We start from the raw sequence: 23,508 nt of genomic DNA, 5'->3' as shown, positions 1-23,508 counted from the left end.
AGACACGGCGCGGGTTGCAACATGAGGGCCATTGGTCCGCGACTTGATGCCACTTCATATGCCAGCGGCGAATCAATCGGTTAGAATGCACCCCCAATTCTGACCGATCCTTGAGGACCGCCATGTTCAGCCGTGATTTGACCATTGCCAAGTACGACGCCGAGCTCTTCGAAGCCATGCAGCAAGAAGCCCTGCGCCAGGAAGAGCATATCGAGCTGATCGCTTCGGAAAACTACACCAGCCCGGCGGTCATGGAGGCCCAGGGTTCGGTTCTGACCAACAAGTACGCCGAAGGCTACCCAGGCAAGCGCTACTACGGTGGTTGCGAGTACGTCGACGTGGTCGAGCAACTGGCCATCGACCGCGCCAAAGAACTGTTCGGCGCCGACTACGCCAACGTCCAGCCGCACGCCGGCTCCCAAGCCAACGCCGCTGTCTACCTGGCGCTGCTGTCGGCCGGCGACACCATCCTGGGCATGAGCCTGGCCCACGGCGGTCACCTGACCCACGGCGCCAGCGTTTCCTCCTCGGGCAAGCTGTACAACGCCATCCAGTACGGCATCGACGCCAACGGCCTGATCGACTACGACGAAGTTGAAGCGCTGGCCCTGGAGCACAAGCCGAAGATGATCGTCGCCGGCTTCTCCGCCTACTCGCAGGTTCTGGACTTCCCACGCTTCCGCGAAATCGCCGACAAGGTCGGTGCCTACCTGTTCGTCGACATGGCCCACGTGGCCGGCCTGGTTGCCGCTGGCGTGTACCCGAACCCGGTTCCGTTCGCCGACGTGGTCACCACCACCACCCACAAGACCCTGCGCGGTCCACGTGGTGGCCTGATCCTGGCCCGTGCCAACGCCGACATCGAGAAGAAGCTGAACTCCGCCGTCTTCCCGGGCGCCCAGGGCGGCCCGCTGGAGCACGTCATCGCCGCCAAGGCGATCTGCTTCAAGGAAGCCCTGCAGCCTGAGTTCAAGGCTTACCAGCAGCAAGTCGTGAAGAACGCCCAGGCCATGGCCGAAGTGTTCATCGAGCGTGGTTTCGACGTCGTTTCCGGCGGTACCCAGAACCACCTGTTCCTGCTGTCGCTGATCAAGCAGGAAATCTCCGGTAAGGACGCCGACGCCGCCCTGGGCAAGGCTTTCATCACCGTCAACAAGAACTCGGTCCCGAACGACCCACGTTCGCCGTTCGTCACCTCGGGCCTGCGTTTCGGCACCCCAGCCGTCACCACCCGTGGTTTCAAAGAGACAGAATGCCGCGAGCTGGCCGGCTGGATCTGCGACATCCTGGCCGACCTGAACAACGAAGCGGTGATCGACGCCGTGCGTGAGAAGGTCAAGGCCATCTGCAAGAAGCTGCCGGTGTACGGCAACTGATTGGCAGAAGCCTGATGTAAAAAAGCCCGGCCATGTGCCGGGCTTTTTTGTGCATCCGATGCTGGGCGATTGTCTTGTTGCGCTCTCCAGATCGAGCGCCGCCCACGCGGCGCATCGCGGATAAATCCGCTCCTACATTTCTTGCAACGTGGCCATGCCTGAAAGGCCATAGTTGTACGCCCCACCCGACCTCAAGTCCTGGGCTGACAGGGTTCGGTACGTTGTGTAGGAGCGGATTTATCCGCGATACGGCGCTCGGGTGGCTTCTGACTCACCCGTGGCTCAGCGCCTCAAACCCCGCCCGGATCTTCTCCTCCGGCAGCTCATCGGCAATGAACACCATCACGCTTTCCCGCGCTTCGCCATCCTTCCACTCAGCGTCCCAATCAAAGCCATAGAGCTTGAGCACGCCCTGGAACACCAGGCGGCGGTCCTCGCCGGCAATGTTCAGCACGCCCTTGTAACGCAGCAGCTGCTTGCCATGCGCCTCCAGCAATTCGTTCATGAAGTCGCTGAGGCGGTCGATGTCCAATGGCGTCTCGGTGCGCAATACCAGCGTCGATATGCGGTCCGGGGTGGTCGGCTTGAGCACAGGGCGCAAGGCCGGCTTGAGGCTGATGCCCAGGTCCGGGTTGAGGTTGAACCCTCGCACATCGAGCAGCTCGGCCAGGTCGATACGGCCATGTTCGACCACACGGATCGCCGCGCGGCCATTGATGCGTGCCAGACGCTCGCGCAGGGCATCGACCGCCTGCGGCTCGACCAGGTCGGTCTTGCTCAACAGCAGGCGGTCGGCAAAGCCCACCTGGGCCTGGGCGATGGCCTGGGTCAGGTGCAGTTCGGCGTGGGCCGCGTCGACCAGGGTGACGATACCGTCGAGAAGGTAACGATCACGCAGTTCTTCCTCGATAAAGAAGGTCTGCGCCACCGGCGCTGGGTCGGCAAGACCGGTGCATTCGATCACCAGGCGATCGAAGGCGATCTCGCCGGCGTCTAGTCGTTCGAGCAGCAAGTACAGGGCGCGAGTCAGGTCGCCATGGATGCTGCAGCATACGCAGCCATTGGCCAGGGTCATCACCTGCACCGGTTCGTCACCGAGCAACTGGCTGTCGATGCCGGCCTCGCTGAACTCGTTCTCGATCACGGCGATCTTCAGGCCGTGCTCGGCCTTGAGCATGTGCTTGAGCAATGTGGTTTTGCCGGCACCAAGGAAGCCGGTCAGCACGGTAACGGGAATAGGCGTTTGCACGCAGAAATCTCCTTGGGGCTGAAAATGACAGTGGGAGCCCGGTTGCCCGGGCTCCCACTGGTTCACGCGTGTCGCGGGTTCAACAGCACTTGGGCCCGGACTTGCCACCATAACGCGCTTCCTGGCGTTCGCGGAAGAATGCCTCGTAGCTCATCACCGGCTTGTCCGGGTGCTTGCTGCGCATGTGTTCGACATAGTTGTCGTAGTCGGGCATGCCGACCATCAGGCGGGCTGCCTGCCCCAGGTATTTACCCAGTCGACCCAGGTCGTTGAACATCACTGCGGTCCTCTCAAGCGTCAGGCAGGGCCTGGAACGGGGTTTCCTTGTCGGTGCGCTCCTTGCGGCCCAAGGCGGCCAGGCCGACCTTGACGGCGAAGAACAGCACGCTGAACACCACCACCAGGAACAGCACGGTCAGGCCGGCGTTGGTGTAGGCGTTGAAGATCACGTGCTGCATCTGCCCGATATCCTTGGCCGGGGCCAGTACCTGGCCGGCGTCCAGCGCGGTGCTGTACTTCTTGGCCAGGGCCAGGAAGCCCACCGCCGGGTTCGGGTCGAACAGCTTGATCAGGCCTGCGGTAGTGGTGCAGATCAACAGCCAAACAGCCGGCAGCAGGGTGACCCAGACGTAGCGTTGGCGCTTCATCTTGATCAGCACCACGGTACCCAGCATCAGGGCGATACCGGCGAGCATCTGGTTGGAGATGCCGAACAGCGGCCAGAGGGTGTTGATACCACCCAGCGGGTCGATCACGCCCTGGTACAGCAGGTAGCCCCACAACGCCACGCAACCCGCAGTACCGATCAGGTTGGCGGTCCACGACTCGGTGCGCTTCAGGGCCGGCACGAAGCTGCCCAGCAGGTCCTGCAGCATGAAGCGGCCGGCACGGGTACCGGCATCCACTGCGGTGAGGATGAACAGCGCCTCGAACAGAATGGCGAAGTGGTACCAGAACGCCATGGTGTTCTCACCCGGCAATACCTGGTGCAGGATCTGCGCGATACCCACCGCCAGGGTCGGAGCACCACCGGCACGGGCCAGGATGGTGTGTTCACCGATGTCACGGGCGGTCGCCTCGAGCTGCTCGGGGGTAATCATGAAGCCCCAGCTGCTGACCGTTTGCGCCACCGAGGCGACGTCGGCACCAACCACGGCGGCCGGGCTGTTCATGGCGAAGTACACGCCCGGCTCGATCACCGAGGCGGCGACCATGGCCATGATGGCGACGAACGACTCCATCAGCATGCCGCCGTAGCCGATGTAGCGGGCGTTGGTTTCGTTGTCCAGCAGCTTGGGCGTGGTGCCCGAGGAGATCAGCGCATGGAAGCCGGATACCGCGCCACAGGCGATGGTGATGAACAGGAACGGGAACAGGGTGCCCTTCCACACCGGCCCGGTGCCGTCGGTGAACTGCGTCAGCGCCGGCATCTTCAGCTCGGGCGCGATGATCAGGATACCGATGGCCAGGCCCACGATGGTGCCGATCTTGAGGAAGGTCGACAGGTAGTCGCGCGGTGCCAGTACCAGCCACACCGGCAGCACGGCAGCGACGAAACCGTAGCCCACGAGCATCCAGGTGATCTGCACGCCAGTGAAGGTGAACGCCGGGCCCCACACCGGATCCGCGGCGATCTGGCCCCCCAGCCAGATCGACAGCAGCAGCAGGACAACACCGACCACCGAGATCTCGCCGATTCGGCCCGGGCGGATGTAGCGCATGTAGATGCCCATGAACATCGCGATCGGGATGGTCGCCATCACCGTGAACATACCCCATGGGCTCTCGGCCAGGGCCTTGACCACGATCAGCGCCAGCACCGCGAGGATGATGATCATGATCAGGAAGCAGCCGAACAGGGCGATGGTGCCGGGGATGCGGCCCATCTCCTCACGGACCATGTCGCCCAGCGAGCGGCCGTTGCGGCGGGTGGACAGGAACAGGACCATGAAGTCCTGCACCGCGCCGGCCAGCACCACGCCGGCGATCAGCCACAACGTGCCGGGCAGGTAGCCCATTTGCGCCGCGAGCACCGGGCCCACGAGCGGGCCGGCGCCGGCGATGGCGGCGAAATGATGGCCGAAGAGGATGTGCTTGTTGGTCGGGACGTAGTCCAGGCCATCGTTGTTGAGTACTGCGGGCGTGGCCCGGCGGGGATCGAGCTGCATCACCTTGGTGGCGATGAACAGGCTGTAGTAACGGTAGGCGACCAGGTAGATGGCCACTGCCGCGACCACGATCCACAAGGCATTGATCGCCTCACCGCGACGCAGGGCAACCACACCCAGCGCGCAGGCCCCTATGACTGCCAGCGCCAGCCACGGAATGTGGCGTAGCAGGCTATTATTGTTGTTCATGGTTTACTTCCAGCTGGTGGATTGGAAAAGACCGCCCATCGAGTCTAGGGCGAGTCAATGCGCATTGCCACACTTGCTTTGGTCTAGAGCCTTTGCGGCCAGATTGCGGTACCTGATACAGCATCAGAATTAACTATAGTCAGGTTGAACTCCCGAGGGCCTTTCCCCATGAGCGATCACGACGAACGCCGCCGCTTCCAACGCATCGCCTTCGATGCCCCCGCCGAATTGCGCCAGGGTGAACGCCGCTGGCCAGTGCAACTGCTCGACCTGTCGCTCAAAGGCTTGCTGATCAAATGCCCCAAGCCCTGGGATGCCGACCTGACCCAGGATTTCGAAGCAATCATCCAGCTCAACGACAAGCAGACCCAGGTTCAGATGCAGGTCGAACTGCGCCACGAAGAACCGACCCGCCTGGGTTTCGTCTGCCTGTACATCGATATCGATTCGATGACCCATCTGCACCGTCTGGTGGAGCTGAACGTGGGTGACAGCACCGAAATGATGCGTGAGCTGCGCGAACTCATCGAAGATTGATATCTCTTAGCCTGCTAACAATCTGGCTGTGACAGCTTTCCTGTCCAGCCAGACAGCTTCTATCCCCCGCCGCACACGTTTGTACACACCCCTCTAGAACAGCTCAGTGCATGTTGGAACGCAACGTGCATCCAGGCTATGCGCACCCTGGAAGCACATTTGCCGAGGCTACGATCAAAACTTTGTATACAATTTATGTGGCAATGTTTTGTAAGACTTGTCTACAGTAGCGGCACAACAATAAACAGAGAGCCTGCTCCAATGACCACGTCCCCCAGCACGTCTCCCGCCCCGCGCCCCGAGGATGAAAACCTCGGCCTAGGCGCCAACCTGGCCTACGGGCTGCAACATGTCCTGACCATGTATGGCGGGATCGTCGCCGTGCCGTTGATCCTGGGCCAGGCTGCCGGCCTGGGCCCCGCGGAGATCGGCCTGCTGATCGCCGCCTCGCTGTTCGCGGGCGGCCTGGCGACACTGCTGCAAACCCTTGGCCTGCCGTTCTTCGGCTGCCAGCTGCCGCTGGTGCAAGGGGTGTCGTTTGCTGGCGTGGCGACCATGGGCGCCATCATCAGCAGTGAAGGCGGTGGCGGCCTGCAGGGTGTGCTGGGCGCGGTCATGGCCGCGTCGCTGATCGGCTTCCTGATCACCCCGGTGTTCTCGCGCATCACCAAGTTCTTCCCGCCCCTGGTGACCGGCATCGTCATCACCACCATCGGCCTGACCCTCATGCCCGTGGCCGCGCGCTGGGTGATGGGCGGCAACAGCGCTTCGCCCGAGTTCGGCAGCGTGGCCAACATCGGCCTGGCCGCACTGACCTTCGCCATCGTCCTGCTGCTGAGCAAGCTGGGCAACGCGACCATCTCGCGCCTGTCGATCCTGCTGGCGATGGTGGTCGGTACCCTGATCGCGTGGGCATTGGGCATGACCGACTTCAGCAAGGTCAGCGAAGGCCCGATGTTTGCCTTCCCCAGCCCGTTCCATTTCGGTATGCCGACCTTCCACATCGCCGCGATCCTGTCGATGTGCATCGTGATCATGGTGACCTTGGTGGAAACCTCGGCGGACATCCTCGCGGTCGGTGAGATCATCGACACCAAGGTCGACTCAAAACGCCTGGGCAACGGCCTGCGCGCCGACATGGCGTCGAGCATCCTGGCACCGATCTTCGGCTCCTTCACCCAGAGCGCCTTCGCCCAGAACGTCGGCCTGGTGGCCGTGACCGGCGTGAAGAGCCGCTATGTGGTGGCCACCGGTGGCGTGATCCTGGTGGTGCTGGGCCTGCTGCCGGTGATGGGCCGGGTCATCGCCGCGGTACCGACCCCGGTGCTGGGCGGCGCCGGCATCGTGCTGTTCGGCACCGTGGCCGCCAGTGGCATCCGCACCCTGTCCAAGGTCAGCTACAAGAACAACGTCAACCTGATCATCGTCGCCGCCTCGCTGGGCTTCGGCATGATCCCGATCGCGGCGCCGACCTTCTACCACAACTTCCCCAACTGGTTCGAAACCATCTTCCACTCGGGCATCAGCTCCGCAGCGATCATGGCCATCCTGCTGAACCTGATCTTCAACCACTTCACCACCGGCAACTCGGACCAGCAGTCGGTGTTCGCCGCCGCCTACGAGCGCACCATCAACTACGCGGACATTTCCGCGCTGCGTGATGGCGACTATTTCAAGGATGGCAAGCTGTTCGACGCCGATGGCAACGAAGTCCCGGTGATGGAAATAAACAGCGAAGGGGAGCCGGTCCGGCGCCGGGAAACGGCTGCCGAACACTGAACAGGCGACCAACGAAAAGCCCCGGCATATGCCGGGGCTTTTACTTTAAAGGTGGCCAAGTCCCTTTGGCCGACGGGACATCCCTTACTCGGCTTTCAGGCCATCAGCCGACACGGCCTGCACGCCTTTGATCTTCTTGGCGATGGCAACCGCCATGTCTTTCTGGGCATCGGTGATGGCCACGTCCGAGGACAGCGACACGACGCCTTTGTTGGTTTCGACCTTGATGTCACTGCCTGGCACGCCTTTCTCGGTCATCAGGTCAGCTTTCACCTTGGTGGTGATCCAGGTATCGGAGGTAGCCTCCTTGGCTTTGGTCACCTCACCGGCCGCCAGCGTCATCGGGGCCTGGGTGGACTGTTGGGCGAACGCCGCATTAGCCAGGGTCAGGGTCAGAGCGGTAGCAGTAGCGGCAGCAATGGCGAACTTCTTCATGTGGGTCACTCCTGTTTTTTGAAAGGTCTGCGCCGTGGATCCTGGCGACAGGTATGAAGGTAGGTGCATGTGCTGTGCCAGCTTCGGATTTTTATAAAATACATTAAAAATCAATAATTTATGAAATCAATCCTGCCTGCAGGATCGTGCAATCTGCAATGCGGCTGAAAAAATGATGTGCAAGATGCATGTTCGCTGACAGGTTTCGGAACCTTCTGTAGGAGCGGCTTTAGCCGCGATGCAAGCACCACGGTGCCTGGCACCCGCTTCGCGGGTGATCGCGGCTGAAGCCGCTCCTACACAGGTCGGATCAGATCAATCATCCAGGCAACAAAAAAGGGCCCCGAAGGGCCCTTTCCTGTTACGCGTCAGACGCTCAGACGCCCGATGCCTTGGCAGCGGCAACGTCCTTGATCGACAGCTTGATACGGCCGCGGTTGTCCACGTCCAGTACCAGTACTTCGACTTCCTGACCTTCCTTCAGCACGTCGGTGACTTTCTCGACGCGAGCATCGCTCAGCATGGAGATGTGCACCAGGCCGTCCTTGCCAGGCAGGATGTTGACGAAGGCGCCGAAGTCGACGATACGCTCGACCTTGCCGACGTAGATCTTGCCGATCTCGGCCTCGGCGGTGATGCCCAGGATGCGCTGCTTGGCAGCGTCCGCGGCTTCCTTGGTCTCGCCGAAGATCTTGATCGAACCGTCGTCTTCGATGTCGATCGAGGCCTTGGTCTCTTCGCAGATGGCGCGGATGGTGGCGCCGCCTTTACCGATGACGTCACGGATCTTGTCGGTGTCGATCTTCATCGCGATCATGGTCGGGGCGTTGGCCGACAGCTCGGTACGCGACTCACCAATGATCTGGTTCATCTGGCCGAGGATGTTCAGGCGCGCTTCCAGGGCCTGGCCCAGGGCGATTTCCATGATCTCTTCGGTGATGCCGTTGATCTTGATGTCCATCTGCAGCGCGGTGACGCCCTTGGCGGTACCGGCTACCTTGAAGTCCATGTCGCCCAGGTGGTCTTCGTCACCCAGGATGTCGGTCAGGACGGCAAACTTCTCGCCTTCCTTGACCAGGCCCATGGCGATACCGGCAACCGGTGCTTTCATCGGTACACCGGCGTCCATCAGGGCCAGCGAAGCACCGCAGACCGAAGCCATGGAGCTGGAGCCGTTGGACTCGGTGATTTCCGATACCACACGGATGGTGTACGGGAACACGTCGGCGGCCGGCAGCATGGCCTGGACCGAACGACGGGCCAGACGGCCGTGGCCGATTTCGCGACGGCCGGCACCGCCCATGCGGCCACACTCGCCCACCGAGAACGGCGGGAAGTTGTAGTGCAGCATGAAGGGGTCTTTCTTCTCGCCTTCGAGGGTGTCCAGCAGCTGGGCGTCACGGGCGGTACCCAGGGTCGCGACGACCAGGGCCTGAGTTTCGCCACGGGTGAACAGGGCCGAGCCGTGGGTCTTTGGCAGAACGCCGACTTCGATGTTCAGCGGGCGCACGGTCTTGGTGTCGCGGCCGTCGATACGTGGCTTGCCGTTGACGATGTTTTCGCGAACGGTGCGGTATTCGATCTCGCCGAAGATGTCTTTGACTTCACCGGCCGATGGCTGGCCTTCTTCACCGGAGAACTTGGCAACGGCCTGGTCGCGCAGCTCGCCCAGGCGCGCATAGCGGTCGGCCTTGACGGTGATGGTGTAACCCTGGGAGACCGCCTCGCCGAATTCGGCGCGGATGGCGTCGAACAGTGCGGAGTTCTTATCGGCAGGTTTCCAGTCCCAGGTCGGCTTGGCGGCTTCGGCAGCCAGCTCTTTGACCGCTTTGATCACGGCCTGGAATTCGTCGTGGGCGAACAGCACGGCGCCCAGCATCTGGTCTTCGGTCAGCTCTTGGGCTTCCGACTCAACCATCAGTACAGCGTCCGAGGTACCGGCAACGACCATGTCCAGGCTCGAGGCTGCCAGTTGCTCGTAGGTCGGGTTCAGCAGGTAGCCGGTGCTTTCGTGGAAGGCAACGCGGGCGGCGCCGATCGGGCCTTCGAACGGGATGCCCGAGATGGCCAGGGCAGCCGAGGTACCGATCATCGCGGCGATGTCCGGGTCGGTCTTCTTGCTGGTCGAAACCACGGTGCAGACGACCTGGACTTCATTCATGAAGCCTTCTGGGAACAGCGGGCGGATCGGACGGTCGATCAGGCGCGAGGTCAGGGTTTCTTTTTCCGAAGGACGGCCTTCACGCTTGAAGAAACCACCTGGGATCTTGCCGGCGGCGTAGGTCTTTTCCTGGTAGTGCACGGACAGCGGGAAGAAGCCCTTGCCCGGGTCGGCTTGCTTGGCACCGACCACGGTCACCAGCACGGTGACGTCGTTGTCGACGGTGACCAGCACAGCGCCGGTGGCCTGACGGGCAATGCGGCCCGTTTCGAGCGTAACGGTCGATTGACCGAACTGGAATGTCTTGATTACCGGGTTCACGGTTTCCTACCTTTTTCAGTGGCTCTTGGGGGAACTGGTTCTTGCGAATTCTTGGGCAGAACGGGGAGTCGGCCCCATTGACCGTCCAGATACAACACGAGGCTGGGAGCCTGGCGCCGGGCGGAAAAACCGCACGGCGAACCAGGCTGCCAACCTCGCAGATCGCGTAGTGTGCCCAACGGCAACGCTGACAGGCAGCGTTGCCGAAGAATGCGACACACCATGCAACACCACTGGCCAGGCCGCTATTAGCGACGCAGGCCCAGGCGACCGATCAGGGCGCTGTAACGAGTGGTGTCCTTGCCCTTCAGGTAGTCCAGCAGCTTACGACGCTGGTTGACCATACGGATCAGACCACGACGGGAGTGGTGGTCTTTTTCGTTGGCCTTGAAGTGGCCTTGCAGCTTGTTGATGTTGGCGGTCAGCAGAGCAACCTGCACTTCCGGGCTACCGGTATCGCCGGCGGCTTGCTGGTATTCGGCAACGATCTGAGCTTTTTCTTCAACGCTGAGGGCCATGAGGCTTCTCCTGATAAACGGATCCCGCAAGCGGGGTCCAATAGGCCAGGGACAAATCCCTGTATTAATAAAGAAGGTGTGACCGCGCCTACTAACAGCCACCCTTGATGCCGCGGGCTCCGGCCGAAGCCTCGCCCCACGGTTTCGGTCATTCCGACCGAATCAGCCGACGTGGCGCAATGCGCCCGTCTTCGCTCACTTCACCGATACCGATGAAGCGACCATTGTGATCCTGTACGCGGACCATGCCAAACTGCGGCGCGTCCGGCGCGCGTACCGCCTGGCCATGCAGCCAGTAGAACGCACTGTGCTCGGACAACAGCACCAGCGGCCAGTCCTGCAGCCCGCTGTCGGACGGCATCAGGAAGCGGTCGAGCGCTTCGTTGCCACCCTCTGCGTGGGCCTGTTCGAGTTCCTCGAGCGTCACGGTCTGTGCCAGCGCGAAGGGGCCGGCCTGGGTACGACGCAGTTCGGCGACGTAGGCTCCGCAGCCCAGCGCCTCACCGATATCCTCGACCAGCGTGCGGATATAGGTGCCTTTGCTGCATCCAACCGACAGCCGCGCACGGGTGCCTTCGCACTCGAGCAACTCCAAGCGGCCAATAGTAACAGAACGCGCCTCGCGCTCCACTACCTCTCCTGCACGCGCCAGCTTGTACAACGGCTGGCCATCACGCTTGAGGGCCGAGTACATCGGCGGTACCTGCAGGATGTCGCCCCGGAAACGCGGGATCACAGCCTCGATATCGGCGCGACCAACGGTCACCTCGCGGGTCTGCAGGACTTCGCCTTCGGCGTCCGCGGTGCTGGTGGTCTGCCCCATCTGCATGACCGTCTCGTAGCCCTTGTCGGAATCGAGCAGGTACTGGGAGAACTTGGTCGCCTCGCCAAAGCACAGCGGCAGCACGCCGGTGGCCAGCGGATCGAGGCTGCCGGTGTGGCCGGCCTTTTCCGCATTGAGCAACCAGCGAACTTTCTGCAAGGCAGCGTTGGAGGTGAACCCCAACGGCTTGTCGAGCAGGATGATGCCGCTGACGTTGCGGCGGATACGTTTGACCTGGGCCACCGCTTACTCCTTGGTGTCCGGCTCGCCGGCATCCTGGTGCAGGCGGTCTTCGGCCACCGCACGTTCGATCAGCGCCGACAGATGGACACCACGGCTGACGCTTTCATCGAAGTGGAAGTGCAGTTGCGGCACGCTGCGCAGTTGCATGACGCGACCCAGGTGCAGGCGCAGGAAGCTCGCGGCACTGGTCAGGGCCTTGAGCGTCTGCGGCACGGCGTCGGTGCCATCCTGGCCCATCACGGTGATGAACACCTTGGCGTGGCCCAGGTCACGGCTGACGTCGACGGCGGTGATGGTCACCAGGCCGACGCGCGGATCTTTGACTTCACGGCGGATCAGTTCGGCCAGCTCGCGCTGCATCTGATCACCGATGCGTTGGGTACGGCTATATTCTTTTGCCATTCTTGCTACCTGTAACGTAAAGCGGCAAACGCCCGGTCAGGCTGAAGCCTGACCGGGCGCTACCTTGTGAGGCGCCGCCAACCGCCTTGCGACGGGGCCTGCGCCATGCTCGCCCCTTACAGGGTACGAGCCACCTGGACTTTCTCGAAGACTTCGATCTTGTCGCCGACCTTGACGTCGTTGTAGCTCTTGACGCCAATACCGCACTCCATGCCGTTACGCACTTCGGAGGCGTCGTCCTTGAAGCGACGCAGCGATTCCAACTCGCCTTCGAAGATCACCACGTCCTCGCGCAGTACGCGGATCGGACGGTTGCGGTACACGGTACCCTCGATGACCATACAGCCGGCGATGGCGCCGAACTTCGGCGAACGGAACACGTCACGCACTTCGGCGACACCCAGGATGTTCTCGCGAACATCGCTGCCGAGCATGCCGGTCAACGCTTTCTTGACGTCTTCGATGATGTCGTAGATCACGTTGTAGTAACGCATGTCCAGACCTTCCTGCTCGACGATCTTGCGCGCGCCGGCATCGGCACGCACGTTGAAGCCGAACAGGACAGCGTTCGAAGCCAGTGCCAGGTTGGCGTCGCTTTCGGTGATACCACCGACACCGCCACCGATCACGCGCACCTGAACTTCGTCGTTGCCCAGGCTGCTGAGCGAACCCTGCAGCGCTTCGAGCGAACCACGCACATCGGTCTTGAGGACGATGTTGAGGGTCTTCTTCTCTTCCTGACCCATGGTCTCGAAGATGTTTTCCAGCTTGCCGGCGTGAGCACGGGCCAGCTTGACCTCGCGGTACTTGCCTTGACGGAACAGGGCAACTTCGCGGGCCTTCTTCTCGTCGGCGACCACGGACATCTCGTCACCCGCATCCGGGGTGCCGTCCAGGCCGAGGATCTCGACCGGGATCGACGGGCCGGCTTCCTTCACAGGCTTGCCGTTCTCGTCGAGCATGGCACGCACGCGGCCATAGTTGGAGCCGACCAGGACCATGTCGCCCTGACGCAGGGTACCGTCCTGAACCAGGATGGTAGCCACCGGGCCGCGGCCCTTGTCCAGGCGCGACTCGACCACGACACCACGACCAGGTGCGGTCGGGGTGGCCTTGAGCTCGAGGATCTCGGCCTGCAGCAGGACGGCTTCGAGCAGCTCGTCGACACCGGTACCCATCTTCGCCGAGACCTTGACGAACGGCGTGTCACCACCCCAGTCCTCGGAGGTCACGCCCTCGACGGCCAGCTCGTTGCGGATGCGATCGAGGTCGGCACCCGGCTTGTCGATCTTGTTCACCGCGACAACCAGCGGAACGCCAGCGGCTTTCGCATGCTGGACGGCTTCGCGGGTCTGCGGCATCACGCCGTCGTCCGCCGCCACCACCAGGATGACGATGTCGGTCGCCTTGGCACCACGGGCACGCATCTGAGTGAACGCTGCGTGGCCAGGGGTATCGAGGAAGGTGACCATGCCGCGGTCGGTTTCCACGTGGTAGGCGCCGATGTGCTGGGTGATACCACCGGCCTCGCCAGCGGCAACCTTGGCACGACGGATGTAGTCGAGCAGCGAGGTCTTACCGTGGTCGACGTGACCCATGACGGTCACGACCGGTGCGCGGGACTCGCTCTCACCTTCGAACTTCAGCGATTCGGCCAGGGAGTCTTCCAGGGCGGTGTCGCTGACCAGGGTGACCTTGTGGCCCAGCTCTTCGGCGACCAGCTGAGCGGTTTCCTGGTCGAGCACCTGGTTGATGGTGACCGGAGTACCCAGCTTGAACATGAACTTGACGACTTCAGCGCCCTTGACCGACATCTGCTGTGCCAGGTCCGAAACGGTGATGGTCTCGCCGATGGTCACGTCACGGATGACCGGACCGGTCGGGTTCTGGAAGCCGTGCTGGTTGCGTTTCTTCGGCTTGCCCTTGCCACCGCGACCGCGACGGAAACCATCGCTCTCTTCGTCGGTGGTGCGTGGCGCGGCGCGTGGAGTCGGAGCCTTTTCCTTCTCCTTGACCTTGACCTTGATGGACACGCGTGGCGCTTCGCCACGGCGTTCACCGGCAACACCACCGCCACGACGATCATCGTCACGGGTACGGCTTTCATTGCGGCGAGCTTCGTCCTTCTTGCGCTCGGCGGCACGGGCGGCGGCATCTTCGGACACCGGCGCGTCAGGCACTGCCGGAGCAGCAGGCGCGGCGGCAGCCGGAGCTGGCTCAGCCTTGGCCACAGGGGCGGCGGCAGGCGCTTGCGCTGCCTGGCGACGAGCCTGTTCTTCGTTACGCTGGCGAGCGTCGGCGTCAGCCTTCTCGCGCGCGGCGTTCTCAGCGGCGCGGCGCTCTTCCTGCTCGCGCTTCTGCTCGGCCTGGATCTCTTCCGGGCTGCGCTGCACGAACACTTTCTTCTTGCGTACTTCTACGCTGATGCTTTTGCTACCGGCGACACGCAGAGTGCTGGTGGTCTTGCGCTGCAAGGTGATCTTGCGCGGCTCTTCCGCCTTGCTCTTGTGGCTGCTCTTCAAATGAGTCAGCAGGGTCTGCTTCTCATTGTCGGTCACTACCTGACCGGCGTCGGTGTGCGGCAGACCTGCCTCACGCATCTGCTGCAGCAGGCGCTCTACCGGTGCCTCGACCTCTTGGGCCAGTTCTTTCACCGTGACTTGCGTCATGCACTTCTCTCCTCAGGCCGCGCCTAATTACTCGAACCAGTGGGCTCGGGCGGCCATGATCAACTTGCCGGCACGCTCTTCGTCGATGCCGTCGATGTCGAGCAGATCGTCAATCGACTGCTCGGCCAGGTCTTCGCGGTTAACCACGCCGCGCACCGCCAGTTCGGCCGCCAGGTCCTTGTCCATGCCCTCGAGGGAGAGCAGGTCGTCGGCCGGATGGGCGTCTGCCAGTTTTTCTTCGGTAGCGATGGCCTTGGTCAACAAACGGTCCTTGGCACGAGCACGCAGCTCGTTGACGATGTCCTCGTCAAAGCCATCGATGTTGAGCATTTCTTCCAACGGTACGTAGGCAATTTCTTCGAGGCTGGTGAAGCCTTCGTCGACCAGCACTTGTGCCAGCTCTTCGTCGACTTCCAGTTCATCGATGAAATTACGCAGGATGTCGCCGGTTTCCGCTTGTTGCTTGGCCTGGATGTCCTTCTCGGTCATCACGTTCAGGGTCCAGGCAGTCAGCTGGCTGGCCAGACGGACGTTCTGGCCGCCACGTCCGATGGCCTGGGCCAGGTTATCCTCGGCTACCGCGATATCCATCGCATGGGCGTCCTCATCAACGATGATCGCAGCAACCTCTGCTGGCGACATGGCGTTGATGACGAACTGCGCCGGGTTCTCGTCCCACAGGACGATATCCACACGCTCGCCACCCAGCTCGCCGGATACGGCCTGGACGCGCGAACCACGCATGCCGATGCAGGCGCCTTGCGGGTCGATGCGCTTGTCCTTGGAGCGGACGGCGATCTTGGCACGCGATCCCGGATCACGGGAGGCGGCCATGACTTCGATGAGGCCTTCGGCGATTTCCGGCACTTCGATACGGAACAGCTCGATCAGCATCTGCGGCGCGGTGCGCGACAGGACCAGCTGCGGGCCGCGGTTCTCGGTGCGGATTTCCTTGAGCAGCGCGCGCAGGCGCACGCCGACCCGGAAGGTCTCACGGGGAATGATGTCTTCGCGCGCCAGCAGCGCCTCGGCGTTGTTGCCCAGGTCGACGATGACGTTGTCGCGGGTGACCTTCTTCACGGTACCGGAGATGATCTCGCCCACGCGCTCGCGGTAGGCGTCGACCACTTGGGCGCGCTCGGCCTCGCGGACCTTCTGCACGATGACCTGCTTGGCGGTCTGAGCGGCGATACGACCGAACTCGATCGACTCGATCTTCTCTTCGATCACGTCACCGATCTTGGCGTCCGGGTGCGTGTCCTGGATCTTGCTCAGCCAGGTCTCGATGGCCGGATCGTCCAGGTCGTTCTCGTCGACCACGGTCCAGCGACGGAACGTCTCGTAGCTACCGGTGTGGCGGTTGATTTCCACACGCAGGTCGACTTCGTCCTCAAAACGTTTTTTGGTTGCAGTGGCCAGGGCCACTTCCAGCGCTTCGAAAATGACGCCGGGTGGTACACCCTTTTCGTTGGATACCGATTCAACAACCAGCAGTACTTCTTTGCTCATCGTACGCCTCGCCTTGCGCAAGCCATTGGCCCCGGAAAGTCCTTCCGGGCCCGGCACGTCTCAGTCAAAACTGGGAATAATATTGGCCTTGTCGATCGAGTCGATCGGCAACAGGAACTCGTGATTGTCCACCTGGACCACCACATCCTGCTCCTCCACACCACGGAGAAGGCCCTGGAAGTTACGACGACCTTCGAAGGGCGTACGCAGCTTGATCTTCACCTGCTCGCCGGCATGCGAAGCAAACTGTTCAAGGGTGAACAGCGGGCGGTCCATGCCTGGAGAGGACACCTCGAGGGTATATTCAGAGCTGATCGGATCTTCCACATCGAGGATGGCGCTGGCCTGACGGCTGACAGCTTCGCAGTCGTCCACCAGGATGCCGCCTTCCTTGTCGATGTAGATACGCAGTACCGAATGTTTGCCCTGGGAGACGTATTCGATCCCCCAGCATTGGTAGCCCAGACCCTCGACAACCGGGGCCAACAAGGCCTGCAACTGTTCTAGCTTGCTCGACACCTGAACCCCCTCGTGCATGCTGTGCAAATAAAAAATGGGCGAAGCGCCCATCCCTGAAAGCGCCGTCGGACAACGGCGCCGAAAACTGTTCGGCTAGCAAAAAGCCCCTGAAAAGGGGCTCTGCTGAAGCTGGTTGCGGGGGCTGGATTTGAACCAACGACCTTCGGGTTATGAGCCCGACGAGCTACCAAGCTGCTCCACCCCGCGACAAAGCTGGGGCGAAAGTATAAGACTGAACCCTTTGCTGGGTCAATCCGACCTCCACCTGCAAGAAAGCCCGCTCAAAGCGGGCTTTCATGCTTCAATTGGTACCGAGAAGGGGACTCGAACCCCTACACCCTATGGGCACAACCACCTCAAGGTTGCGTGTCTACCAATTCCACCACCTCGGCAATACTACTTCTTGAAACCCGTTACTGCTGCTCTTTCGCTGGAGGAGGTACGTCACCAGAGTTGGTGGTTTCGCTCTTCTGCTGCTGGAGCACCGGTACATCATCATTGACTGCCGGCTTTTGCTCTTTGACTTCCAGCACTGCTGGATCTGGCAGACCAGCTTGAGTCAGCTGGTGAGCTTGCTGCTTGGCGAAGTATCCTAACCCAAGAGCAGTCAAAAAGAAAGTGGCAGCAAGTATAGCAGTAACTTTACTCAAAAAGGTAGCGGAACCTTGGCTTCCGAACACAGTATTTGAAGCACCTGCGCCGAAAGATGCACCTGCTTCCGCACCTTTACCCTGTTGCAGCAACACCATTACAACCAGTGCCAACGCTGCCAACAGATGAAAAACAACTACGACTGTTTCCAGCATTTGTTCAGTTTCCTGCGGCGCGACAAATTGCACCGAATTCGTCTGCGTTCAGGGACGCTCCACCAATGAGCCCCCCATCGATATCCGGCATGCCGAACAGTTCAGCCGCATTGGCCGCCTTCACGCTGCCGCCGTAGAGAAGTTGCACATTAGCTGCAACTTCGGCGTCCATCGCCGCCAACTGCTTGCGGATGGCTGCATGCACATCCTGGGCTTGCTGTGGCGAGGCCGTCAAACCAGTACCGATGGCCCAAACAGGCTCATAGGCAATTACTGCATTGGCAAAAGCTTTGATACCGAACGCGTCGATAACACTGCTTAGTTGACGCCCTACAACTTTGAGCGTCTCGCCTGCCTCGCGCTCTGCGAGAGTTTCCCCTATACAGAGCACCGGCGTCAAACCACTTTTCTGAGCCGCTGCAAACTTCTGATTCAGCACTTCGTCGCTTTCACCAATAATCTGGCGACGCTCGGAGTGCCCGACCAGAACATACTTGCAACCGACTTCAGCCAACTGACTCGGAGCAACTTCACCGGTCAGCGCGCCTTGTTCAGGCTGTACAGCAGAATTCTGTGCGCCTACGTTGATTCCCTTGCCTTCCAGGCCATCAATCACCTGAGTGACAAACAGCGAAGGCGGAAACACCGCGACTTCCACACCGCTGGGCAAGGACATATTGCCCAAGCCCTGAGTCAGCTCTACGACGCTGGCGCGGGTACCGTGCATCTTCCAGTTACCAGCTACCATGGGGCGACGCATGCTTTACCTCGTCGGTCAAAGTGGGCGCAGATCTTACCCAACCCGATCTGCGCTGGCAAGCCTATTTCAGGCACAAACTTCAGCAACGAGTTTTGCCAGGGCTTCGGCATGGCCACGCACCTGGTTTTCGTCGTCGCCTTCGACCATCACACGCACCAGCGGCTCGGTGCCGGACTTGCGCAGCAGCACACGCCCACGCCCAGCCATGGCCTCGGTCGCCTTGTCGCTCGCCTCTTTCACCAACGGGTTTTGCAATGGGTCGCTCTTGCCCGCTTCGAAGCGCACGTTGATCAATACCTGCGGGCACTTGCGCACGCCCTGACGCGCCTGGGCAAGGGTCTCGCCTTTGCGCTTGAGGGCCATCAGCACCTGCAGCGCGGCAATGATCGCATCGCCGGTCGTGGTGTGGTTGCAGCACACGACATGCCCGGAGTTCTCGCCCCCCAGCAGCCATTCGCGCTCAAGCAGCTCGGCCATGACATAACGGTCGCCGACCTTGGCCCGCACGAACGGGATGTCCAGCTCCTTGAAGGCCAACTCCAGGCCGAGGTTGCTCATGAGCGTGCCGACCACGCCGCCCTGCAGCTTGTTGCGGTCATGCAGGTCGCGGCCAATGATGTACAGCAACTCGTCACCGTCGACGATGGCGCCAGTATGGTCGACCATCAGCACCCGGTCACCGTCGCCGTCGAAGGCGATACCCAGGTCGGCATGCCCCACCAGCACCGCAGCCTGCAACGACTCGATGTGGGTCGAACCGCAGTTCTCATTGATGTTCAGGCCATCAGGCGATGCGTGCAGCACCGTCACCTCGGCACCCAGCTCACGGAACACACTCGGCGCGACCTTGTAGGTGGCGCCATGGGCGCAATCCACGACGATCTTGAGCCCTTCGAAGTTGGTGCTGCTAGGTACGCTGCTCTTGCAGAACTCGATGTAGCGACCTGCGGCGTCATTGATCCGCGACACCTTGCCCAGCTTGCCGGACTCGACGACCGTCATCGGCTGATCAAGCAGCTCCTCGATCATCAGTTCGACTTCATCGGGCAGCTTGGTGCCACTACCGGAGAAGAACTTGATGCCGTTGTCGTCGTGAGGGTTGTGCGAGGCACTGATGACGATACCGGCTTCGGCATGGAAGGTGCGGGTCAGGTAGGCGATAGCCGGCGTTGGCATCGGCCCGAGCAGCATGACATCGGCACCGGCCGCGGACAGCCCGGCCTCGAGCGCGGACTCGAACATGTAACCGGAAATTCGGGTGTCCTTGCCCACCAGCACACGGCAGTGGCCTTGCTTGCGGAAGGCCATGCCCGCCGCCCAACCCAGTTTCAGCATGAAGTCCGGGGTGATCGGGAACTGGCCAACACGGCCACGGATACCATCGGTACCAAAGTATTTTCTGCTCATGGGAACTCCAATGTTCTTATTCGGCGCCCTGCACGGCGGCGATCATACGCACCACATCGACGGTTTCAGCCACATCATGCACACGCAGGATGCTCGCGCCCTTGGTCATCGCCAAGGCCGCCAGCGCAAGGCTGCCGTAAAGCCGCTCGCCCACTGGCCGATCCAGCGTGAGGCCGATCATGCTCTTGCGCGACACCCCCACCAATAGCGGGCGCCCGAGGCGGTAAAGCGCCTCCATGTGCTTGAACAGACTGAGGTTGTGCTCAAGCGTCTTGGCAAACCCGAAACCCGGGTCGAGGATGATGCGTTCAGCGCCGATGCCAGCCGCCGCGCAGGCGGCCATGCGCTGCTCGAGGTAGCGCCCCACATCGGCGGTCACGTTTTCGTAATGCGGGTTGTCCTGCATGTTACCCGGCTCCCCGCGCATATGCATCAGGCAAACGGGCAGGCCGGTGTCAGCCGCGGCGTCAAGGGCACCGTCACGCTCCAGCGCACGCACATCATTGATCAAGCCGGCGCCGAGGCGGGCCGATTCGCGCATGACCGAAGGAGTCGAGGTGTCGACGGAAATGATCACGTCCAGCCGGTTGCTGATGGCCTCGACAATGGGCGCGACACGCTCCAGTTCTTCAACGGGTGACACCGCCCGCGCACCAGGGCGCGTGGACTCACCACCAACATCGATCAGTGTCGCACCCGCTGCCACCATCGCCTCGGCATGGCGCAACGCTTCGTCGCGCTGACTGAAGCGCCCGCCGTCGGAGAAGGAATCAGGGGTGATGTTGAGGATACCCATGACATGGGTACGGGCCAAATCAAGAACCCGGTTGCCGCAAGGCAACCGGGTCGGGTACTGCTTAGAGGTCATAGATGCCCTTAGTGTTGAGCCGCTGGACCGCCGATTGGCGACTCCGGACGATCACCTTGGGAGGCTTGATTGCCAGAAGTGCCGGCATCATTGTCCCAGTCACGTGGCTCACGTGGCGTGCGACCGGCCATGATGTCGTCGATCTGGTCGGCATCGATGGTTTCGTACTTCATCAAGGCCTCGGCCATTGCATCGAGCTTGTCGCGGTTTTCCGTCAGGATCTGCTTGGCCGTCGCATAGCACTGGTCGATGATGCTGCGCACTTCCGAGTCGATCAGCTTGGCGGTCTCTCCCGAGACACTGGCATGCTGGCTGCCCGCGCTGCGACCAAGGAATACCTCGCCCTCTTCTTCAGCGTACATCAGCGGGCCAAGCTTCTCGGACAGGCCCCACTTGGTGACCATGTTCCGGGCGATCTGGCTGGCACGCATGATGTCGTTGGAGGCACCGGTGGTCACACCGTCGAAGCCCAGGGTCATCTCTTCGGCAATACGACCACCATACAGCGAGCAAATCTGGCTGATCAGCGCACGCTTGGAGAGGCTGTAGCGATCTTCTTCGGGCAGGAACATGGTCACACCCAGGGCACGGCCACGCGGGATGATCGAGACCTTGTACACCGGGTCATGCTCGGGCACCACACGACCAACGATGGCGTGACCTGCTTCGTGGTAGGCGGTGTTCTGCTTCTCTTTCTCGGACATGACCATGGTCTTGCGCTCGGCGCCCATCATGATCTTGTCCTTGGCCAGCTCGAACTCCTTCATTTCCACCAGGCGCTTGCTGGCACGGGCGGCGAACAGCGACGCCTCGTTGACCAGGTTGGCCAGGTCGGCACCAGAGAAGCCAGGCGTACCACGGGCAATGACCGCCGCATTGACGTTCTCGCCAACCGGCACCTTGCGCATGTGCACCTTGAGAATCTGCTCGCGACCGCGAATGTCCGGCAGGCCGACCACCACCTGGCGGTCGAAGCGACCAGGACGCAGCAGCGCCGGGTCGAGCACGTCGGGACGGTTGGTGGCGGCGATGACGATGATGCCATCGTTCATCTCGAAGCCATCCATCTCGACCAGCAACTGGTTCAGGGTCTGCTCGCGCTCGTCGTGACCGCCACCCATGCCGGCGCCACGGTGACGACCGACGGCATCGATCTCGTCGATGAAGATGATGCAAGGGGCGTGTTTCTTGGCCTGCTCGAACATGTCACGGACACGGCTGGCGCCGACACCCACGAACATTTCGACAAAGTCGGAACCGGAAATGGTGAAGAACGGCACCTTGGCTTCACCGGCAATGGCTTTGGCCAACAAGGTTTTACCGGTACCGGGCGGGCCGACCATCAGCACGCCGCGTGGGATGCGGCCACCCAGGCGCTGGAACTTGCCTGGGTCGCGCAGGAACTCGACCAGCTCGCCGACTTCTTCCTTGGCTTCGTCGCAACCAGCGACGTCGGCCAGGGTAGTCTTGACCTGGTCTTCGGACAGCAGGCGCGCCTTGCTCTTGCCGAAGCTCATCGGGCCGCCCTTGCCGCCGGCACCGCCTTGCATCTGGCGCATGAAGAACATGAACACGGCGATGATCACGAGGATCGGGAAGCTGGCCACCAGCAGTTGAGTCCAGATGCTCTGCTGCTCAGGCTGCTTGCCCTCGACGGTAACGTGGTTGTCGACCAGGTCGCCGATCAGGCCATTGTCGGTGATGGCCGGGCGGACGGTCTTGAAGTTGTCGCCGTCGGTGCGCTTGCCGGTAATGATGTAGCCGTCGACGGTCACGCGCTCGACCTTGCCATCCTTGACCTGCTGGATGAAGTCGGAATAGTTGAGGGTCTGCGGCTCGTTAGGGCTGGAGAAGTTGTTCATCACCGTCACCAGGACGGCGGCGATGATCAACCAGAGGATCAGATTCTTTGCCATGTCGTTCAATTCGCTACCCTCTGAGGCCGGCGCACGACGCAGCCGTGCCTCGCATGATATTCATCGCCCTAACTTACTACATTACCCACGCATCCGCAGGCACCGTCTGTAACCCTTTGTGAAAGCTAGACTACACGAAGTTCGGACGATCCAGACGGGGTGACCGATTGGTTTTAACTATCGGAGCCCCCGCATAACGCCGCTCACGCGCCTTTGAAACCCTTGCCCAACAGATACTGCTCACGGGAACGGTCCCGCGAGGACGACGGCTTGCGCATCTGCACCTTGTCGAACTTGCTGCGCACGTCCTTCAGGTACATGTCGAAGCCTTCGCCCTGGAAAATCTTGATCAGGAAATCCCCGCCAGGCTTGAGCACGCGGGTTGCCAGATCCAGGGCCAGCTCACAGAGGAACATGGCGCGCGGCATGTCCACCGCGGGCGTACCACTCATATTGGGGGCCATGTCGGAAATCACAAGGTCTACATGCGAATCACCGACCGCCTGCAGGATCTGCTGGAGCACTTCGTCCTGGGTGAAGTCGCCCTGGATGAAGGTCACATCGGGAATCGAGTCCATCTCGAGGATGTCCGAGGCGATCAGCCGGCCCTGGCCGCCGATCAGACGACTGGTCACCTGCGACCAGCCTCCCGGCGCGGCGCCGAGGTCGATCACGCTCATGCCGGGGCGGATCAGGCGGTCTTTTTCCTGAATCTCCAGCAGCTTGTAGCTCGCGCGCGAGCGGTAGCCATCCTTCTGCGCCTGCTTGACGAAAGGATCGTTGAAATGTTCTCGCAGCCAGTTTGCGCTGCTTTTGGAACGTTGTACCACGGGGCACCTCGATGATATGCGTC

General features: G+C 61.6%; 20 protein-coding genes and 2 tRNA genes. 3 read left to right on the top strand and 19 right to left on the bottom strand.

From position 1 onward, the window contains the following. The first annotated feature begins 122 nt into the window (after positions 1–122). On the top strand, positions 123–1,376 hold the full coding sequence (gene glyA / locus PSEEN_RS03735; protein ID WP_011532152.1) for a serine hydroxymethyltransferase: 1,254 nt from the start codon (positions 123–125) through the stop codon (positions 1,374–1,376). Positions 1,377–1,647: 271 nt separating this feature from the next. Here glyA and yjiA read toward each other — a convergent pair whose 3' ends face one another. The 3 genes from yjiA to PSEEN_RS03720 form a co-directional block, all read right to left on the bottom strand. Next, positions 1,648–2,625 carry a GTPase gene (gene yjiA / locus PSEEN_RS03730; protein WP_011532151.1) on the bottom strand — a complete coding sequence of 326 codons (978 nt, stop codon included), beginning with the start codon at positions 2,623–2,625 and terminating at the stop codon, positions 1,648–1,650. A 79-nt stretch (positions 2,626–2,704) separates the two neighbouring features. Beyond that, a complete protein-coding gene (locus PSEEN_RS03725; protein ID WP_011532150.1) occupies positions 2,705–2,902 on the bottom strand; it encodes a YbdD/YjiX family protein in 198 nt (65 codons plus the stop codon). A 13-nt stretch (positions 2,903–2,915) separates the two neighbouring features. Further along, positions 2,916–4,982: a carbon starvation CstA family protein gene (locus tag PSEEN_RS03720; RefSeq protein WP_011532149.1), complete on the bottom strand. Its 2,067-nt coding sequence runs from the start codon at positions 4,980–4,982 to the stop codon at positions 2,916–2,918. A gap of 168 nt (positions 4,983–5,150) precedes the next feature. On the opposite strand from PSEEN_RS03720, the gene PSEEN_RS03715 reads away from it, so the two are divergent. Both PSEEN_RS03715 and PSEEN_RS03710 read left to right on the top strand, forming a co-directional pair. Further along, on the top strand, positions 5,151–5,519 hold the full coding sequence (locus PSEEN_RS03715) for a PilZ domain-containing protein (RefSeq protein WP_011532148.1): 369 nt from the start codon (positions 5,151–5,153) through the stop codon (positions 5,517–5,519). Positions 5,520–5,780: 261 nt separating this feature from the next. Next, a complete protein-coding gene (locus PSEEN_RS03710) occupies positions 5,781–7,298 on the top strand; it encodes a nucleobase:cation symporter-2 family protein (RefSeq protein ID WP_011532147.1) in 1,518 nt (505 codons plus the stop codon). An 84-nt stretch (positions 7,299–7,382) separates the two neighbouring features. On the opposite strand, the gene PSEEN_RS03705 is transcribed toward PSEEN_RS03710, so the two are convergent. The 16 genes from PSEEN_RS03705 to rlmE all read right to left on the bottom strand — a co-directional run bounded on the left by PSEEN_RS03705 (position 7,383) and on the right by rlmE (position 23,485). Next, a complete protein-coding gene (locus PSEEN_RS03705) occupies positions 7,383–7,733 on the bottom strand; it encodes a BON domain-containing protein (RefSeq protein ID WP_011532146.1) in 351 nt (116 codons plus the stop codon). A 376-nt stretch (positions 7,734–8,109) separates the two neighbouring features. Further along, entirely contained in the window at positions 8,110–10,215 is a 2,106-nt protein-coding gene (gene pnp, locus PSEEN_RS03700; RefSeq protein WP_011532145.1) for a polyribonucleotide nucleotidyltransferase, read from the bottom strand. A gap of 248 nt (positions 10,216–10,463) precedes the next feature. Continuing rightward, complete coding sequence (gene rpsO, locus PSEEN_RS03695) at positions 10,464–10,733, bottom strand: 30S ribosomal protein S15 (RefSeq protein ID WP_011532144.1); 270 nt, start codon at positions 10,731–10,733, stop codon at positions 10,464–10,466. Between the two features lie 148 nt (positions 10,734–10,881). Beyond that, entirely contained in the window at positions 10,882–11,799 is a 918-nt protein-coding gene (gene truB, locus PSEEN_RS03690; protein WP_011532143.1) for a tRNA pseudouridine(55) synthase TruB, read from the bottom strand. 3 nt (positions 11,800–11,802) lie between these two features. After that, positions 11,803–12,201, bottom strand: a complete 399-nt coding sequence (rbfA, locus tag PSEEN_RS03685; protein WP_011532142.1) for a 30S ribosome-binding factor RbfA — start codon at positions 12,199–12,201, stop codon at positions 11,803–11,805. A gap of 116 nt (positions 12,202–12,317) precedes the next feature. Further along, positions 12,318–14,870: a translation initiation factor IF-2 gene (gene infB / locus PSEEN_RS03680; RefSeq protein WP_011532141.1), complete on the bottom strand. Its 2,553-nt coding sequence runs from the start codon at positions 14,868–14,870 to the stop codon at positions 12,318–12,320. A gap of 27 nt (positions 14,871–14,897) precedes the next feature. Continuing rightward, positions 14,898–16,379 carry a transcription termination factor NusA gene (nusA, locus tag PSEEN_RS03675; protein ID WP_011532140.1) on the bottom strand — a complete coding sequence of 494 codons (1,482 nt, stop codon included), beginning with the start codon at positions 16,377–16,379 and terminating at the stop codon, positions 14,898–14,900. 60 nt (positions 16,380–16,439) lie between these two features. Next, entirely contained in the window at positions 16,440–16,898 is a 459-nt protein-coding gene (gene rimP, locus PSEEN_RS03670) for a ribosome maturation factor RimP (protein WP_044488659.1), read from the bottom strand. A gap of 130 nt (positions 16,899–17,028) precedes the next feature. After that, positions 17,029–17,105 (bottom strand) — tRNA-Met (locus PSEEN_RS03665). Positions 17,106–17,204: 99 nt separating this feature from the next. Continuing rightward, positions 17,205–17,290: transfer RNA gene (locus PSEEN_RS03660), tRNA-Leu, on the bottom strand. A 21-nt stretch (positions 17,291–17,311) separates the two neighbouring features. After that, the gene (gene secG / locus PSEEN_RS03655; RefSeq protein WP_011532138.1) at positions 17,312–17,704 is read right to left on the bottom strand and encodes a preprotein translocase subunit SecG; all 393 of its coding nucleotides are present in this window, start codon (positions 17,702–17,704) and stop codon (positions 17,312–17,314) included. A gap of 4 nt (positions 17,705–17,708) precedes the next feature. Beyond that, on the bottom strand, positions 17,709–18,464 hold the full coding sequence (gene tpiA / locus PSEEN_RS03650) for a triose-phosphate isomerase (RefSeq protein WP_011532137.1): 756 nt from the start codon (positions 18,462–18,464) through the stop codon (positions 17,709–17,711). A gap of 66 nt (positions 18,465–18,530) precedes the next feature. Next, positions 18,531–19,871, bottom strand: coding sequence for a phosphoglucosamine mutase (glmM, locus tag PSEEN_RS03645; RefSeq protein ID WP_011532136.1), 1,341 nt, complete (start codon positions 19,869–19,871; stop codon positions 18,531–18,533). A 16-nt stretch (positions 19,872–19,887) separates the two neighbouring features. Then, entirely contained in the window at positions 19,888–20,739 is an 852-nt protein-coding gene (gene folP / locus PSEEN_RS03640) for a dihydropteroate synthase (protein WP_011532135.1), read from the bottom strand. Between the two features lie 8 nt (positions 20,740–20,747). Next, complete coding sequence (gene ftsH / locus PSEEN_RS03635; protein ID WP_011532134.1) at positions 20,748–22,655, bottom strand: ATP-dependent zinc metalloprotease FtsH; 1,908 nt, start codon at positions 22,653–22,655, stop codon at positions 20,748–20,750. A 203-nt stretch (positions 22,656–22,858) separates the two neighbouring features. Further along, positions 22,859–23,485: a 23S rRNA (uridine(2552)-2'-O)-methyltransferase RlmE gene (gene rlmE, locus PSEEN_RS03630; protein ID WP_011532133.1), complete on the bottom strand. Its 627-nt coding sequence runs from the start codon at positions 23,483–23,485 to the stop codon at positions 22,859–22,861. Between the last annotated feature and the right edge of the window lie 23 nt (positions 23,486–23,508).

The sequence above is a fragment of the Pseudomonas entomophila L48 genome (assembly GCF_000026105.1).
Taxonomy (GTDB): domain Bacteria; phylum Pseudomonadota; class Gammaproteobacteria; order Pseudomonadales; family Pseudomonadaceae; genus Aquipseudomonas; species Aquipseudomonas entomophila.
This window is presented reverse-complemented; position numbering and strand designations above follow the sequence as displayed.